This window comes from Vibrio sp. H11, assembly GCF_004804295.1.
GTDB classification, from domain to species: Bacteria; Pseudomonadota; Gammaproteobacteria; order Enterobacterales; family Vibrionaceae; genus Vibrio; species Vibrio ostreae.
On sequence record NZ_SSHN01000005.1, the window covers coordinates 201,702 to 215,247 of the forward strand.

The 13,546-nt window shown below is 48.4% G+C and carries 22 protein-coding genes; 11 read left to right on the plus strand and 11 right to left on the minus strand.

The features are described 5' to 3' along the window. Nucleotides 1-104 precede the first annotated feature (104 nt). From E6C74_RS10025 to E6C74_RS20990, 9 genes are all read right to left on the minus strand, one after another. Nucleotides 105-1,334, minus strand: coding sequence for an integrase (locus tag E6C74_RS10025; RefSeq protein ID WP_136484651.1), 1,230 nt, complete (start codon nucleotides 1,332-1,334; stop codon nucleotides 105-107). A gap of 3 nt (nucleotides 1,335-1,337) precedes the next feature. Then, nucleotides 1,338-1,538 carry a hypothetical protein gene (locus tag E6C74_RS10030; RefSeq protein ID WP_136484653.1) on the minus strand — a complete coding sequence of 67 codons (201 nt, stop codon included), beginning with the start codon at nucleotides 1,536-1,538 and terminating at the stop codon, nucleotides 1,338-1,340. Nucleotides 1,539-1,618: 80 nt separating this feature from the next. Beyond that, on the minus strand, nucleotides 1,619-1,948 hold the full coding sequence (locus tag E6C74_RS10035; RefSeq protein ID WP_136484655.1) for a hypothetical protein: 330 nt from the start codon (nucleotides 1,946-1,948) through the stop codon (nucleotides 1,619-1,621). A gap of 22 nt (nucleotides 1,949-1,970) precedes the next feature. Next, the gene (locus E6C74_RS10040; RefSeq protein WP_136484657.1) at nucleotides 1,971-3,482 is read right to left on the minus strand and encodes a DNA cytosine methyltransferase; all 1,512 of its coding nucleotides are present in this window, start codon (nucleotides 3,480-3,482) and stop codon (nucleotides 1,971-1,973) included. Nucleotides 3,483-3,547: 65 nt separating this feature from the next. Continuing rightward, nucleotides 3,548-3,817: a hypothetical protein gene (locus E6C74_RS10045; protein WP_136484659.1), complete on the minus strand. Its 270-nt coding sequence runs from the start codon at nucleotides 3,815-3,817 to the stop codon at nucleotides 3,548-3,550. 12 nt (nucleotides 3,818-3,829) lie between these two features. Then, nucleotides 3,830-4,042 (minus strand): hypothetical protein, encoded by a 213-nt coding sequence (locus E6C74_RS10050; protein ID WP_136484661.1) that lies wholly within the window; start codon nucleotides 4,040-4,042, stop codon nucleotides 3,830-3,832. 48 nt (nucleotides 4,043-4,090) lie between these two features. Then, nucleotides 4,091-4,909, minus strand: a complete 819-nt coding sequence (locus E6C74_RS10055; protein ID WP_136484663.1) for a DUF2303 family protein — start codon at nucleotides 4,907-4,909, stop codon at nucleotides 4,091-4,093. A gap of 40 nt (nucleotides 4,910-4,949) precedes the next feature. Continuing rightward, entirely contained in the window at nucleotides 4,950-5,345 is a 396-nt protein-coding gene (locus tag E6C74_RS10060; RefSeq protein ID WP_136484665.1) for a hypothetical protein, read from the minus strand. Between the two features lie 14 nt (nucleotides 5,346-5,359). After that, complete coding sequence (locus E6C74_RS20990; RefSeq protein WP_168797006.1) at nucleotides 5,360-5,503, minus strand: hypothetical protein; 144 nt, start codon at nucleotides 5,501-5,503, stop codon at nucleotides 5,360-5,362. Nucleotides 5,504-6,021: 518 nt separating this feature from the next. On the opposite strand from E6C74_RS20990, the gene E6C74_RS10065 reads away from it, so the two are divergent. After that, nucleotides 6,022-6,216, plus strand: coding sequence for a hypothetical protein (locus E6C74_RS10065; protein WP_136484667.1), 195 nt, complete (start codon nucleotides 6,022-6,024; stop codon nucleotides 6,214-6,216). Between the two features lie 570 nt (nucleotides 6,217-6,786). Here E6C74_RS10065 and E6C74_RS10070 read toward each other — a convergent pair. Together E6C74_RS10070 and E6C74_RS10075 are read right to left on the minus strand one after the other, a co-directional pair. Continuing rightward, nucleotides 6,787-7,422, minus strand: a complete 636-nt coding sequence (locus tag E6C74_RS10070; protein ID WP_136484669.1) for a hypothetical protein — start codon at nucleotides 7,420-7,422, stop codon at nucleotides 6,787-6,789. 21 nt (nucleotides 7,423-7,443) lie between these two features. Beyond that, complete coding sequence (locus tag E6C74_RS10075; RefSeq protein ID WP_136484671.1) at nucleotides 7,444-8,226, minus strand: helix-turn-helix transcriptional regulator; 783 nt, start codon at nucleotides 8,224-8,226, stop codon at nucleotides 7,444-7,446. Nucleotides 8,227-8,261: 35 nt separating this feature from the next. Between E6C74_RS10075 and E6C74_RS10080 the strand changes: the two genes are divergently transcribed. From E6C74_RS10080 to E6C74_RS10125, 10 genes are all read left to right on the plus strand, one after another. Further along, entirely contained in the window at nucleotides 8,262-8,465 is a 204-nt protein-coding gene (locus E6C74_RS10080) for a helix-turn-helix domain-containing protein (RefSeq protein WP_136484673.1), read from the plus strand. Between the two features lie 52 nt (nucleotides 8,466-8,517). Next, entirely contained in the window at nucleotides 8,518-8,970 is a 453-nt protein-coding gene (locus tag E6C74_RS10085) for a YmfL family putative regulatory protein (protein ID WP_136484675.1), read from the plus strand. Then, nucleotides 8,967-9,215, plus strand: coding sequence for a hypothetical protein (locus tag E6C74_RS10090; protein WP_136484678.1), 249 nt, complete (start codon nucleotides 8,967-8,969; stop codon nucleotides 9,213-9,215). Before E6C74_RS10085 ends, E6C74_RS10090 begins: the two co-directional genes overlap by 4 nt. 78 nt (nucleotides 9,216-9,293) lie before the next feature. Then, nucleotides 9,294-9,815 (plus strand): DNA methyltransferase, encoded by a 522-nt coding sequence (locus E6C74_RS10095; protein ID WP_136484680.1) that lies wholly within the window; start codon nucleotides 9,294-9,296, stop codon nucleotides 9,813-9,815. Beyond that, nucleotides 9,815-10,099 (plus strand): hypothetical protein, encoded by a 285-nt coding sequence (locus tag E6C74_RS10100; protein ID WP_136484682.1) that lies wholly within the window; start codon nucleotides 9,815-9,817, stop codon nucleotides 10,097-10,099. Before E6C74_RS10095 ends, E6C74_RS10100 begins: the two co-directional genes overlap by 1 nt. Next, nucleotides 10,090-11,061, plus strand: a complete 972-nt coding sequence (locus E6C74_RS10105; protein WP_136484684.1) for a helix-turn-helix domain-containing protein — start codon at nucleotides 10,090-10,092, stop codon at nucleotides 11,059-11,061. Before E6C74_RS10100 ends, E6C74_RS10105 begins: the two co-directional genes overlap by 10 nt. A 192-nt stretch (nucleotides 11,062-11,253) precedes the next feature. Beyond that, nucleotides 11,254-11,949: a phage antirepressor KilAC domain-containing protein gene (locus tag E6C74_RS10110; protein ID WP_136484686.1), complete on the plus strand. Its 696-nt coding sequence runs from the start codon at nucleotides 11,254-11,256 to the stop codon at nucleotides 11,947-11,949. Further along, nucleotides 11,946-12,254: a hypothetical protein gene (locus E6C74_RS10115; protein ID WP_136484689.1), complete on the plus strand. Its 309-nt coding sequence runs from the start codon at nucleotides 11,946-11,948 to the stop codon at nucleotides 12,252-12,254. The genes E6C74_RS10110 and E6C74_RS10115 overlap by 4 nt, the downstream gene beginning before the upstream one ends. After that, nucleotides 12,251-12,535 carry a DUF4406 domain-containing protein gene (locus tag E6C74_RS10120; RefSeq protein WP_240798163.1) on the plus strand — a complete coding sequence of 95 codons (285 nt, stop codon included), beginning with the start codon at nucleotides 12,251-12,253 and terminating at the stop codon, nucleotides 12,533-12,535. Before E6C74_RS10115 ends, E6C74_RS10120 begins: the two co-directional genes overlap by 4 nt. After that, entirely contained in the window at nucleotides 12,529-13,542 is a 1,014-nt protein-coding gene (locus E6C74_RS10125; protein WP_136484691.1) for a DUF968 domain-containing protein, read from the plus strand. Before E6C74_RS10120 ends, E6C74_RS10125 begins: the two co-directional genes overlap by 7 nt. The last annotated feature ends 4 nt before the right edge of the window (nucleotides 13,543-13,546 follow it).

Consider the following 13,546-nt stretch of genomic DNA (forward strand, 5'->3'; position numbering starts at 1 on the left):
GCTATCTATTCGTAGTGTATGGGAAAATGTCAAACTAGCCCTGATCGAAAATGTTCATTGTTGGGCCGGGTATCTATTAAACAAGCGCTCCTAATCAGAAAGTATCACAGCTTAACCGTAATCGGTGTCACTTCATTCCAAACTACATCATTTTTGTCTGTATAGATCTTGGTGGTTTTCTCATTGGCATGCGCCATACGAACGGTGGCGCTTTCGCCCAGGGCCTCGATGAGCTTGGCTGATAGCCGGCGGATTTCGTGGTAAGTGGGGCGCTCTGATTTATCCAACTCATCGTACAGGCCCAGTTTGTCACGCACTTTACTGAACTCTTTGCTGATATTGTGGTGATGTACTTGGTATGGGTGAGAACATTCTTTGGCGACCCCACGTTGGGACTGGGTTGGCTTCCGGTGCACGATGTAGGGGCAATGCAGCCGATCAGTTTTGGACAACTCAACTATCTCTTTAATGGCATCAGTAACCGGGATGGCCACGAATGACGAATCGGATTTCTTTACTTTCTCACGGTGAATGTAGAGAGTTCCGTGTACCTGGCAACCATCCATTTCCCTTGGTTCATCGTACCAAACGATTCCGCATACACCTTCTTTAGGCTCAGATAATTTGTACTTGATTCGATAAACTTCTCGCACAGCATGAGTGGTTTGCAACGAGAGTGACATGGCTATTTTCAGGAAGAGTGGGGCGGCTGCATAGATACGTTCGTAATCTGAAACAGAGAGATCTTGTCGCTTCTTCTTGAAGTCGTCTTTGGTGACCTTCTTCATTTTCTTCTGCAGCATGAAGTTGAAGTCCACTGCACTTTCGTCGGCCAGGTACGAAAACACCTTCTTCATGTTCGACACCTTTCCGTTAAACGAACGTTTAGCCAGTTCGCCATACTCATCACTCAGGAACTCATTCAGGTGTGCCAGTGTGAGCGATTTCGTGTGCACACTGCCTAATACTTCTTCCAGTTTGGCGCACTCATTCACGAATTTCTGGAAAACACCTTGAGAAAGATCTTCTTCCGATTTCACTCGTTTAATCACCAACGGTAGCCATTCTTTCAAAGGCTTGTTGAACCGATCGGTGCGCTGCTCAGCTGAGCTATATTTTGATGTTCCCTCAAGACTGAAACCAGAACTAGAGCGATGCTTGGCGTTGTAGGCAATCGCGGCCTGAATCGCCTGGTATTCAGTGGTGCCAGCCGGAAACATCTTCATCACACCATCAATCGTTTTAAAGCGAAAGCGTGTTTTGCCTTTGTGGCTTACTTTCAGCAAAAACTCAGGGTAATGGGTTGTTCCCTTGCTTCTTCGACGAGCTGCCATGACTTAGGACTCCAGAAAACTTAGTAACTCATTGGTTTTGTCTGAAAGGCTGGCATCGTCGGTGACGATGACCATATACACACCGGTCGGTGTTGTAGTGCCTTGGATCTTTCCCGTTTTTATCCAATTCACAACGGTGGCTGGCTTGATGTCGGACCCAGGCCAAAACTCTCTCAGATATTGTTTAGGTTTGATGATTCTCATAAATCACCTCGACTTTTATTATTTGGAGGGGCTAGTGCAACCACCAATCTCAGTGCTGGCTGGTGGTTGACGAGATAGGGTTATGGTGCTTCGAATTGTATTGAAGCCAGGTAACTTCGTGCACCGTTTACTCTTTGGTGATAGTGCGTCTTGAAAGCGGCCATTCTGGTCTCGCGGCCCTCAGTCCCTTCAACTGAATTGGTATAGATGCCGCAGATCGCCCAGTCTTTCACTTGGTTGGCTTCTTTGCTGTCGATGATGGTGGTTAGTTGACTAGCCAACTCATTGCGTTCACGTTCAAGTTTGATGGCGTAAGCGTGCAACGTTTTACACCCTTCCATATTTTCCAGCGGTACCACTTGAGCTTCAGATTCAGGTGTAGCTGTAGAATGATCATTACTTGTTTTCATCAATGTGCTTTCCGTTGTATGTTTAAGCGACCATAGCCGCCGGCTGCTTGCCGAAGTTAGCTTCACAAAGCACCTGGGACATAGTTGGAGGGACGGAGTTACCCACTCTCGCAACCTGGTTTGCTTTAGAGCGCTTTTGGCCGTCACTGGTGTGGGAAATATGGTAGTTCTCAGGGAAATCATGTGCTGCAAACAACTCATGTGGCTCTAGCATCCGCATACCAATATCGATAACCTGATACTGTTCACCCTTAACGGTTACCAGACCAAAGCGATGCTTTGTCGTAATGGTTTGTACGGGTTGATCGAGGGCGTGCCCATAGTTGGTACCGTAGTACTTGAGCAGAAATGCCCGAACCTCACCGATATGGAACCCTCCGGCTGATATGGTGTGCACCGGTTCATCGGTGCCATGGCCGATATTACTACCGCGCATTTTGAGCATATGACTGGTAACCAAAGCGTTATGATCAGTTGTTGTCACTGTATGCAAAGGCTCAGTTAGATCTGAACCTGTCACGCCGCTGTAGTGCTTAGCCATAAAAGCGGTAACCAAAGCAAAGTGACCACCTTTGACTTGGGCGCAGATGGTACGCAGTGGCTCATCGGCTGGCATGTTTCTCTGGTTTGATGCATTAGCGCATTCAGTGATGAACGGCGTCTGGTTTTCTTCACTGACAATGAACGGGTTTTCTGCATTTATGACGAAGCGTTCAAGGCCTTTGGCGATGCGCTGCATTGTCTTCTCGGCCAGTGGTTTTTTGCGACCGAAAATAGACTTTACGGGTATCGACCAATCGATAATATCTGCAGCCGTTCTATATGGGAGCAGCCCAGAGTCATTAGGTCCGTGAGTTGGGGATGGCCAGCGTATCGATTTTCCGTCTTTACGCGCAACCAGAAAGAAGCGTTTCCGGATAGTCGGGACACCAAAGTCGCAAGCACTCAGAACTCGGTGCTCGATTTGGTATTCGAGGCCTTGCTCAAGCTTCTCATAAGGAAATTGGTTGCCAAGCGCTTCCTTTATTTCAGGCCAGGCTGGGTGTCCTTTATCAAGACCAGTGGTTAATACCGAGACAAAAGCATGGAATGTTTCTCCGATTCTGTCCGGATCAGGTTTCCACTTGCCTGGTTCAACTTCCAGAAGAGGTCCCCATGTCATGAACTCTTCGACGTTTTCCAGCATGAAGACCCGGACGGGTACCATAGAAGCCCAGCGAACGGCCACCCATGCCAGACCACGAATATTCTTATTAACGGGCCGGTTACCTTTGGCTTTTGAAAAATGCTTACAGTCCGGTGAAAACCAAGCCAAACCAACAGGGCGTCCGGCGCAGGCTTCAACCGGATCCACATCCCAGACCGATTCACAGTAATGTCTGGTTTCAGGATGATTTACCTTGTGCATATCGATAGCATCAGGATCATGGTTAATGGCAATATCGACATGGCGGTTAAGCCCTAACTCCATGCCTGTAGACGCACCGCCACCGCCGGCAAAGTTGTCGACGATAATCTCATTGGGTAAAAGCACGTGAATTCCTCGCAAGAAAAAAGGCGCGATTGCGCCTTATAGAAATAGGGTGTGAACAACTGGTATCAGACCGATGGCTTCTGATCGCCAGCGTAAGGATTAAAGCTAGCGTTTTTTGAGCCGCCTTTCGTTGGGTCAAACTTCTTGAAGAAGTAGGCGCCGTAGTCCGGGATTTCTCCATCCATGATCATTTCCAGTTCCTTTTGGAAATCGAGTTCACTCAAACGCTGCAGAGTTGCCGCTCGTTTCGCGTTATCGATAGTTCTGGATGGTTGCCCTTTTGGGCGCAGAGACATAACGCCTTCAACGGCTGTTTTTATATCTTCCTCAGACATAGTTCTTGTCCCTTACATTACCGCCGCCGCGTCCCGGGCGAACATGGTGAGAAATTCAGGGGTGAGTGAGATATTCGCCGGACATTCCCGGCTAACTCCCCAGCCGTTGTTTTCATTTTCAGTCTTAACGAGAGTCAGGTTATGTACCTGACACGCGAGCTGGTGGCTGAAGTAGGGGGCCGAAGTGGTAACTTTCCCGTATTGGGTATCGATGGTTGCCGCCATGGATAATTCCTCGCAAGATGCGCCCTCGATTGAGGGCGCGATTATCATCTAGTAAATGAACGAGCCAATGAAGAGCTCAATTTCGATGCCTTCGGTTTTGAATGTCTCCTGCAGCTTGGCCTGGAACTCTTCACCCATTTCTTCTTCGTGCTGCTCCAGTTTCTTAATACGCAGTACCAGAGTTTCATTACCGATGGTGCTCATACGCATTTCGAACACGCGAGCAGCGAGGCCCAGATAAGGCTCACACGTGAACTTGAACACCGCCGGCATCGGAAATTCTTCTTTAGTCCGGACCGCGATCGACTCGTATTCAGATTGGTGGTGGCTAAAGTCATCCACATTCGATTCACGGCCGCTTTTCGCTTCAAATTTCATGTTACGGATAGCGGCTGATGCAACGGAGTTTTCAATGAGTTCACCGGTGGTCGAAAAGACTTGAATGAAATCACCGTAGTCTTCTACCCATTCGGCCAGTTTCTTTTGGCCTTGGCGCTGCTCATTGACACTAAGCAGAGCATTGAAAGCTGATGTTTTACGAAGCAGCAGTTTCGCCTGGTGTTTGCAGTGTCCTGGGTGTGACTGGGTACCTAAGTCAAAAATGGTGAGCGCAGCCATTTTCTCAGCATCGATAAAGCACTGGTTACCTTCAAGCTGGTATTCTTCGTGATAGCGCACGAACTCATCGATGTTGGCCGTCTGCATCACGCCGCGGAACTGATTGCGATTGGGCATGAACTTTTCCAGATCATGCAGTGAAAACGATTCAGGCAGTGCGGCGACCGGAAATCCGGCAGTGGTAAGCTGCTTCAGGAACTCTGGAGCATTGGCGGTTTCCTGAATTTGCTGAATGGCTGTTTTATCCATGTGATTGTCTCTCTTTCAATAAAGTAGTAGGGGAAGTGAATTAACTGCGCACTTCGCGCAGCATGCCGTCTTCAATCGCGGTCTGGCCGTAAATGTCTTCTTTAGGACGGTCGTAGGTAAGTTTGCCTCCTTTGCCCACATAGGCGATGGAGGTGTACTGGAAGTCTTCGGATTTGGTACCAAAACCTGTCTTTGGCTCTTTCACTGACATATTGACGGTGATCTCTACCATCTCGTTGTTGGTACCCATGGGCTTGAGTTTCAGGTCCATTTTCACATTGCCCTGTTTGTCGGCGTAAGACACCGCCCGGGCGACGTTGGACATCGCAAGGCCAACAACGTTGGAGATAACCCCGCCGTCCAGCTCTTGCATCAGTTTGGGAAAGTTGGTGGTGCGATCCTCTAGGCTGAGGTTGCCTGCTTCTTGCTTTGACATGGGGTTCTCCCTGGTTAATGGAACGCGATAAGCGCGATAGACAAAAAGGTAATGGCTGAAACCACGCACATCCGCCGGGCCTCTTTTGCTCGTTTGGATTCCCAGGCATCGTTAGCGTGAATCCATTTCTGCTGTTCTTGACGATCAAGATTTGGCATTTTCGGTCTCCAAAAAGAAGCCCAGAGAACTGGGCGAAGTGTTGCAGTGGAAAACAGATTTTGGGAATCGCCTGTTACGTTGGTGCAAGCCACTCTCAAAATGACAGGCTCTACCTGTCACCGACGCTTGAGAACTAACTAGCTCTCAGGCGATTCGCGTCTTTCCGCTGGTCATAATGATCACCGGACTGGATAACCGGCTCATTCCGATAGAATATTGACGACCGTCTACGTCCTGGGCTTGGGATAGAACACCCAGGCTTCATCTTCCATTGCTGGCGCGGCTTACGTTCATATCATCGACACCGTCTTTGTTGAGCTTGCCTCAAGGCAGATGCTTAAGTTGAGTGGCTGGCTATTCAGAAACACACCGAGTTAAAAGAAAACTCTCCAGCCACTCACTAAAGCACCCAGTTGCTGGATTATTTAGTCACGCCCAGCTACGTGATCTCCACGACTTTCCACAGACATAGAATCTGATAACGTGTTCATTCCACAGACTAATTAAGGAACACCACATGAGTAATGAAAGTGCAATTGTTGAGCTTTGCAAGATTCCTACACCGACCAGAGACCATGCAGTTGCTTGCGCACTAGAGCTAATTAAAGCCGACATAATGAGTTCATCTCCATCCGGAACACTTGACAAACACCTTCGCAATTTATCAATGTATGCTGAAAAAATTGAAAAAGCTCTCAAGGTAAAAAGCTAATCATTCAAGACCCGTTTTTAATGGGTCTTTTTTTCACTATGACTTCTAACTGTTCCTCTAATGTTCGTAGTCTCTCAAGCTCAAACTGATTAACTAATTCTGCGTTTTCATCATGGAAATATCCCTTACCTATTTCAAATGACTGAGCAACTGTCGTTGCCTGAGCTGCAATAGCTCGTCATATATGCGCCGATGTAACTCGGTCGGCCATAATATCCTCCTATAAATCTGAAACGCCTCTGATGCAGTTTCATTAGGCTTTGTCGGCATATTCCTTAGTCCACTGTCCGACCACCAAAGGCGTTTCAAATTGGCTCTGTTACCAAAGCCGAATTTGTGTCAGTGAATTTCTGTCCTCCGTCACTGGAATACTCGGAGTGACCTAACCGGATAGCCGGGTAGTCGTTCATGGTTCGTTTTGTTAAAGAGCTAGGCTGTGTGCCTTGGATGAATAAAATGTACCATAAGTACATTTGTTGTAAAGAACTAAAAGTACATTTTTATCCTGATGTAATGTACTGGCAAAAAAAAACCGCCTATTGGCGGTTCATGTATTTAGTAAACTGTGAGCTAGTTAGAAATAGAAGATTGCTCTGATAAAAACTTAGCGAATGCCATCTTAGCCCAAAGTTTAGGCGCTTGAATGTCTTCAACTGTGGGTTCTAGACGTTCTTCCCAATAGGATTTCAGCAGTTCGACTCTTACAACTACTTTTTGTGCTTCAATAACTTGAGATAATTCACTTCTAGAAATCCAATACTGCTTATGTGTTTCCTTAAGCGTGATGGAAGAGGTGCTCAACATGGTAGCTGAAGAATAGACCTTATCGATGAATTCACCGTACCCGCGCTTATCTACAGGGGGAAGATCAAGCCTCGTCCCATCAATGTTCAATTTCAAAGGCATTTTAGGGTCAAAATTTTCAGGTTCTCCCCACTCAGCTACCAGAATCATCTTGTTATCCGGCAATGAACTATTCCATCTAAGTCCTAATCTTAGCAAATTACCCCCGTCTCCGATAAATGATGGAGCAAGGGTTATTCGAGATGTGCCATCAAACTCTGATACATCTTTAGTTAAATAACCAGGTAGTCCTGGTTGGTCATACATTGCTTCAATCTCGTCAGCAGTAATACTGCATCCTGAGATCGATATGGCCAAAACAAAAAGTAGGCTTTTCATCCCTGAAGTTTTGAATTTAAGCATTGTCCCTTGAATATTCCTGATTTAAAGCATAACTGAGTACCAGAATACACGACCCACAATAGTGATTTTTTGTTCTGATATCTGTTCTTCCGTGTATTCTCTGGGAGGGTATTCTAACTCATTGAAACTGTAGATTCTGAGCCCACCACCAGGTAAGCGATATAACTTCTTGATAAATAACTCACCATTATGGTTGATGGCAAAGATTTTACCCTCAATTAGTGTTTTATTACCGCAATCAATACCAACAGTAGATCCATCTGGTAGCACGGGTTCCATGCTATTGCCATGTACGGCAACACATACTGCATTTTCAGGAGCAACGTTATAACGGCGTAACGTTGATTTCGCGAATCTTAAACGGAAACCGTTATCGTGTTCTAAGTCGCTGACAAAACCATTGCCAGCTGAAAGTTTTATTTCGGATAAAAATGGCACTGCTACTTCATCATCACCGATCGGAGTTCGGCTATCCCATACTTGCATATTACCGAGGACCTTTGCATTCCCCGTTGAAGATTGTTCCTCTTTACCATATTGAAGCCAATATAAGCTGACTCCTAGAAAGTCAGAGAGCTCCGCCATTTTGTTTTGGCGTGGCATAGACTCGGCATTTAGCCACTTGCTAACAGCCTTTGGAGTTACTCCCAATTTCTTGGCAAGTACAACGCCTCGTCCATGTTCTTCAATCCCAGCTTTTGTACAGGCCTGTGCAAGCCTTTGGGCGAAGTTTGATCGCACTGTTTCACTATGAACCATAGGTTCAATAATAATGCCTCTTGCATGTACTATCAGTTCCGTCATAATATGTACTTATTGTTCATTTTTGGGTTGTTAACATGTTGAGAGAAGCCATTACATCCATTGGCGTTCAGAAAATTTCAGAGCAGTGCAATGTAAGCGTTCGTGCGGTTTATAAATGGTGCGAAAAAGGAGTCCTTCCGCGTACTGAATACACTGGAGAAACGCACTATGCCGAGCAGATCGAAGAATTATCTGACGGTAAATACAGCAAAGACCAGCTTCTGAACATTCCCCGATAAGTTCATTCTTCAAACTTTTCAGTCATAGGTAAACCACCAAACCAAGGAGTACATGGTGAATAAAAAAGAAATGGTGAACAAAACGATCGCTGGCGTCACCGGTGGCAAAGAAGCGGTCGCTGCTGTGCTGGGGATGTCGGTTGATAGCTTCAATAACCACTTATACGAAAAGAAAGGGTCCCGTTTCTTCAATGTGGATGAGCTGGTGGAAATGGCGGACTTAACGAATACGCCGTTTGTTGCTGAGTACTTTGCTCACCGTGTAAACAGCATGGTCGTGGGGCGGCCAAACCTGGCGGAGCTGGACAGCGTGGATATGTTTGACTGCCACCTGCATCTCAACGCCGTGAAAGGGCTGCTGGATAAAACCATTGAGGAAGCGAAAGCGGACGGTGTGTTTGATGAACAAGAGCGCCGAACAATTGCCTGCCTTAAAGAAGAGTACCAGGCCACTTTTGAAGCGTTCATGTTGAAACTGGATGCGCTGTATACGGAGTCAAGATGAACACACAAGCATTTTGGATAACTGTTCAGCAAATGGGCGAGTTAACTTCAAACTCTTGTCGAGTGGCCACCAGCATGGGGCAGGCGACGGAGCAGTTTGAATATGATCAAGTTCGGAATTTGAAAACGCTCTGTGACAACGAGCTAAAGCGGCTGGATAAGTTGGCTTTAAACCGCGGCAACGGTCTAAAGCCGAGTGAAAAATCTTGCGAGGGATTTTCACATACCACTTCGGAGAAGCAGTGATGAAGAGAATAACACTAAGTGCACGAATAGAGAACCACCAGCAAGGTTTGTTCATGGTGGCCGGTAAGGGGAGGACGTATGGCTAAGGAACGTATTGAACGAGATTTTTATCCCACGCCTCCCTGGTGTGTGAAAGCGCTGTTGGACTGCATTGAATTCCGAGAACGTGATGTGATTGCTGAGCCTTGCCGCGGTGACGGCCGGGTGACGAACGAGTTACCCGATGGACACGTCATCAAGTACGCCGAGCTGGCGGAAGGCATCGACTACCTGAATCCGTCCAAGGATATGTCTGCAGATGTGATCATCACCAATCCACCGTTTAGCCTGGCTCTGGAATTTATCGCAACGGCAATGACCCGGGACTTGGCGAATGACGGCACCATGTGTTTCTTACTGCGCCTGTCCATGCTGGGCAGCAAGCAGCGTGCTGATTTTTGGCGCAAGTTTCCCTGGACCAATTTACTGATCCTCACACCACGCCCGTCGTTCGTTCATGGTGGCAGTGATAACTCCGAGTATGCCTGGATTTGTTGGGACCGTGGTAACCGCATTCAACGCCCCGCGTTCTGGACGTTGAAAAAAGAAGAGGTGGAATAATGTCAGTGGCACATGAATATAACGGCTTAAAAGGACTGAAGAGTATCGGCGCTGCGTATGGGATCAGTGAATCAACGCTGAGCCATCGTATGAACAAGCGTGGTATGACGTTGGAGGAAGCTATTTTTGCACCTCTGCATGAGCGTAACCGGTGCAAGGTCGCTAAAAACGTCCAGAACGTCGATGACAGTCCTAAGACTCAATTTGTGGCAGTTCGCACGCCTTATGCGATGCCGAAACTATGGCGCCTGGCACTGGGCTTTCGGGAGGCGGCATGTCGGTAAAAGTAATGAGCTATGTGTGGGATATTCCGTTGTTTAAAGGCTCTGACAAGTTAGTGATGCTTTGCTTGGCGGATCATGCCGATGACAAAGGCCTTTGCTGGCCGTCCATCGATACCATTGCGCGTAAGAGTGGTGTATCACCAACAACCGTCAAATCGACTTTGAAAAAGCTTGAGACTGCGGGTTGGCTGGCCAAAAAGAACCAATTCAAGAAGGCAGACACTGGGCGTTTAGTACGATCGAATAACCAGTATCAACTGCCGGTTTTACTGCTGAGAAAGACTGCGGATGAACAGACGGATTTTGAACAGTCGAATTTCGTCCGTTCAAAAGTCGAACATTCGAAATTCGAACAGACGAAAGAACCCGAGGGGGTAGGTCAGATTTCGGCTGGGGGTAGGTCGGAATCCGGCTATAAACCATCAATAGATCCACCAATAGAACCATCAGGCAAAGATCTTGTTCCGAGCCAGCTCGAAACCGGCAAGCCGGAAGAGCCTGTTCTGTTCAAAATCCCGCTGAAGGGAAAACACCAGGAGCATGCGGTGACGCAATCGGAGTTGTTCGAACTGCGAGACCTGTATCCCGCGGTGGATGTTGCTCAGCAGCTGCGAAACATGATCGGCTGGTGCCAGGCGAACCCTACTCGGCAGAAAACCAGTTCTGGCATCAAGCGTTTCATGCACTCCTGGCTGTGCAAGGAGCAGGACAAGGGCTACGCGGCCCAACCCCCGGCATCACAGCAACGAGCATCAACTCAGGACGAGTGCGAGGTGATCAAACGCCAAATCCGACAGCTTGAAATTGACATCAACAACGAGAACGCCGCACTGATTTCGTTCCAGCAACGCAAATCAAGCGCATCGCAGGAAGCGGCGAAGTCTTCGGAGAAGAAAATCAAATCGCTGATGGCTCAGCGTGAAAGCTTACTCGACAAGCTAAGGGGGCTGGATGGCGACTGAACGGGAGTTGGTGCAGCTGGTGGAAAGCCACAAACGTGTTTGGACCGCAGAGCGTGTATGTGCCGAATTGAACGTCGATGTGTGTGAGTTAGCGACATTGCTCCGCAAAGCCAAGAGAGCGGCTGGCCAGTTCGTCGTGCACAGCTCTGAGCCTACCGGGCATTCACACAAGATTTGGTTAGAGGGATGAGTATGTTTGGATTGAGTACAAACACTGAAATGACCATGAGCAGCCGTGAAATAGCATCACTGACCGGGAAGGATCATAAAAACGTTCTGCGTGTGATTCGGGCGTTGATTGATGGCCAGGTTTTAGCCGCTCAAATTGAGCCACTAAAATTTGAGTACCGCGGCCAATGGTTTGATTACTTTGAGCTGAGTAAACGCGATTCACTGGTGGTAGTGGCACGGCTCTCTCCGGAATTTACCGCAGCGGTGGTCGACAGGTGGCAAGAGCTTGAGAAAAGTAACCCGACATTGCCATCGTCATTTGCGGAAGCCCTGCAACTGGCCGCGAATCAGGCCAAAGAGCTGGAGAGTAAAACGCAGCAGCTGGCACTGGCCGCACCAAAGGCGGAGTTTGCTGATGCGGTCGCTGGCGCGGATAAGGGGGTGTTACTCAGTCACTTTGCCAAAGCGGTGGGACTGGGATCGGTTACCATCTTTCGAATCCTGCGCGAGCAGAAGATCTTCATCAGTCGGGGCACGTCTTACAACCTGCCGTATCAAGAGTACGTTGAACGCGGGTATTTCACAGTGAAGCAGGGCACTTACGAAACTAATTCACAAACGCGCATCAGCCATACGGCGATGATCACCGGTAAGGGTGAAATGTGGTTACGCAAAAAGCTGATTGATACAGGACATCTTAAGGCGGTGGCGTCATGAGTCAGTTGGAAGCGTTGCTGTTAACCCATATACGGGCGGTGAAGCTGGCGATGCCTGTAGCGGAATACCGTTTTCATGAAACCCGCAAGTGGCGGTTTGATTTTGCATACCCTGATCGGCGGTTAGCTATTGAGGTGGAGGGCGGTACCTGGGCCAATGGGCGCCACAACCGCGCCAAGGGTTATCAGGCTGACTGTGAGAAATACAACGCGGCGGTATTGAAAGGCTGGTCGGTACTGCGCTTTACCGGCGACATGATCAAATCAGGGCAGGCCATTGAAACACTAGAGAGGGCACTTCGTTGAAGAAAGTTTATATTGCTGGCCCGATGACCGGGTTACCAGAATTCAATAAGCCGGCGTTTCACGCCAAAGCGGATGAGTTACGTGAAGAGGGGTTTACAGTGCTGAACCCTGCCATTCTGCCGGACGGATTAGAGCATCACGAATACATGCAGATTTGTCTGCCGATGGTGCAAGTCTCGGATGCCATTTACATACTAAGCGGATGGGAAAGTTCGAAAGGTGCGTTGATGGAGCATGACCTGGCTATGGGTATCGGTCTGTCGGTGACTTACGAATGCTAGTGTTACAGCCTTTTCTGCAATCAGATCTTGGTTTGATGATGTTCAAACCTGGAAAGACACTGCTCAGTGAGCTGGCCAAAATGAGTCAGGGTAACCGGCTGGTGGTCATGCCTCTGCCTGATGAGCTGGTGAATGTACCAAGCGGAAAACTGAACCGTCCGGTATTTCCGGATAGTTTGAACTCTCTGGCTGGTGATGAGCGATTGCTAGAGTTCTTTATTGATCCAACCGTGCGGCGCCGGCTGGGCGATTTTCGTCACTGGCTTGAGCGTATTCCTCATTGCCAACTATCTGATGGAGAATACTGCGATCAAAACCTGACGGTACTGGAATGCGGCCGCGGCGCCGTTCGGCTGTGCTGGCATCACGATAACCATTACCGCGATACGCCAAGTGAGCGATGCATCGAACTGGCGGAGAGAAACGTGATGTTGTTTTCCCAGGAGCGAGTGCGCCAGCAGCTGCGCCTGGAGCCGGGTCGGGCCGTGTCATTACAAGAGCTTGGCTGGTGGAGCATTCTCAACGGTGTTTATGATCAGCTGCCGGATTCGGTTATTTCCGAATTGCTTGGTACCAAACGAAAAACGTCAGGTACTAAACTGTCACCGCGCCGCGAGAGTGACGAACGATTTACGGACAACGGCAAAGCCGTAATCGATAGCCGAGTAAAAGCCATAAGCCTGACGATCGACCCTGAGCCACCAGCGATGTTTATGGCCAGACCCAAAGAACTGACCTGGCACAGTGAAAAGTATCTGCAGTTTGTTCGCTCACTACCATGTGTGATCACCGGAAAAACCGAGGGTGTGGTGGCCCACCACCTGATCGGCCATGGCGAAGGGAAGATGGGCGGTAAAACGCATGATCTGTTTACGATGCCACTGGCCGCCGATGAGCATCGACGGTTTCATGATGACCCGAGAGGTTGGGAAGCGCGACATGGCAGCCAGTTGTTCTATGTGAAGCGGACGATTAAGAGGGCATTTGAGTTAGGAGCGTTGGTTTAACCAA

Bases quoted from the DNA above. Each gene is read 5' to 3' on its own strand.
- E6C74_RS10035 (WP_136484655.1), bottom strand. From the start codon at position 1,948: ATGAAAACAAGTAATGATCATTCTACAGCTACACCTGAATCTGAAGCT.
- E6C74_RS10025 (WP_136484651.1), bottom strand. From the start codon at position 1,334: ATGGCAGCTCGTCGAAGAAGCAAGGGAACAACCCATTACCCTGAGTTT.
- E6C74_RS10080 (WP_136484673.1), top strand. From the start codon at position 8,262: ATGTTGAGAGAAGCCATTACATCCATTGGCGTTCAGAAAATTTCAGAG.
- E6C74_RS10050 (WP_136484661.1), bottom strand. From the start codon at position 4,042: ATGGCGGCAACCATCGATACCCAATACGGGAAAGTTACCACTTCGGCC.
- E6C74_RS10085 (WP_136484675.1), top strand. From the start codon at position 8,518: ATGGTGAATAAAAAAGAAATGGTGAACAAAACGATCGCTGGCGTCACC.
- E6C74_RS10110 (WP_136484686.1), top strand. From the start codon at position 11,254: ATGTTTGGATTGAGTACAAACACTGAAATGACCATGAGCAGCCGTGAA.
- E6C74_RS20990 (WP_168797006.1), bottom strand. From the start codon at position 5,503: ATGCCAAATCTTGATCGTCAAGAACAGCAGAAATGGATTCACGCTAAC.
- E6C74_RS10070 (WP_136484669.1), bottom strand. From the start codon at position 7,422: ATGCTTAAATTCAAAACTTCAGGGATGAAAAGCCTACTTTTTGTTTTG.
- E6C74_RS10065 (WP_136484667.1), top strand. From the start codon at position 6,022: ATGAGTAATGAAAGTGCAATTGTTGAGCTTTGCAAGATTCCTACACCG.
- E6C74_RS10045 (WP_136484659.1), bottom strand. From the start codon at position 3,817: ATGTCTGAGGAAGATATAAAAACAGCCGTTGAAGGCGTTATGTCTCTG.
- E6C74_RS10090 (WP_136484678.1), top strand. From the start codon at position 8,967: ATGAACACACAAGCATTTTGGATAACTGTTCAGCAAATGGGCGAGTTA.
- E6C74_RS10095 (WP_136484680.1), top strand. From the start codon at position 9,294: ATGGCTAAGGAACGTATTGAACGAGATTTTTATCCCACGCCTCCCTGG.
- E6C74_RS10125 (WP_136484691.1), top strand. From the start codon at position 12,529: ATGCTAGTGTTACAGCCTTTTCTGCAATCAGATCTTGGTTTGATGATG.
- E6C74_RS10115 (WP_136484689.1), top strand. From the start codon at position 11,946: ATGAGTCAGTTGGAAGCGTTGCTGTTAACCCATATACGGGCGGTGAAG.
- E6C74_RS10105 (WP_136484684.1), top strand. From the start codon at position 10,090: ATGTCGGTAAAAGTAATGAGCTATGTGTGGGATATTCCGTTGTTTAAA.
- E6C74_RS10060 (WP_136484665.1), bottom strand. From the start codon at position 5,345: ATGTCAAAGCAAGAAGCAGGCAACCTCAGCCTAGAGGATCGCACCACC.
- E6C74_RS10075 (WP_136484671.1), bottom strand. From the start codon at position 8,226: ATGACGGAACTGATAGTACATGCAAGAGGCATTATTATTGAACCTATG.
- E6C74_RS10055 (WP_136484663.1), bottom strand. From the start codon at position 4,909: ATGGATAAAACAGCCATTCAGCAAATTCAGGAAACCGCCAATGCTCCA.
- E6C74_RS10100 (WP_136484682.1), top strand. From the start codon at position 9,815: ATGTCAGTGGCACATGAATATAACGGCTTAAAAGGACTGAAGAGTATC.
- E6C74_RS10030 (WP_136484653.1), bottom strand. From the start codon at position 1,538: ATGAGAATCATCAAACCTAAACAATATCTGAGAGAGTTTTGGCCTGGG.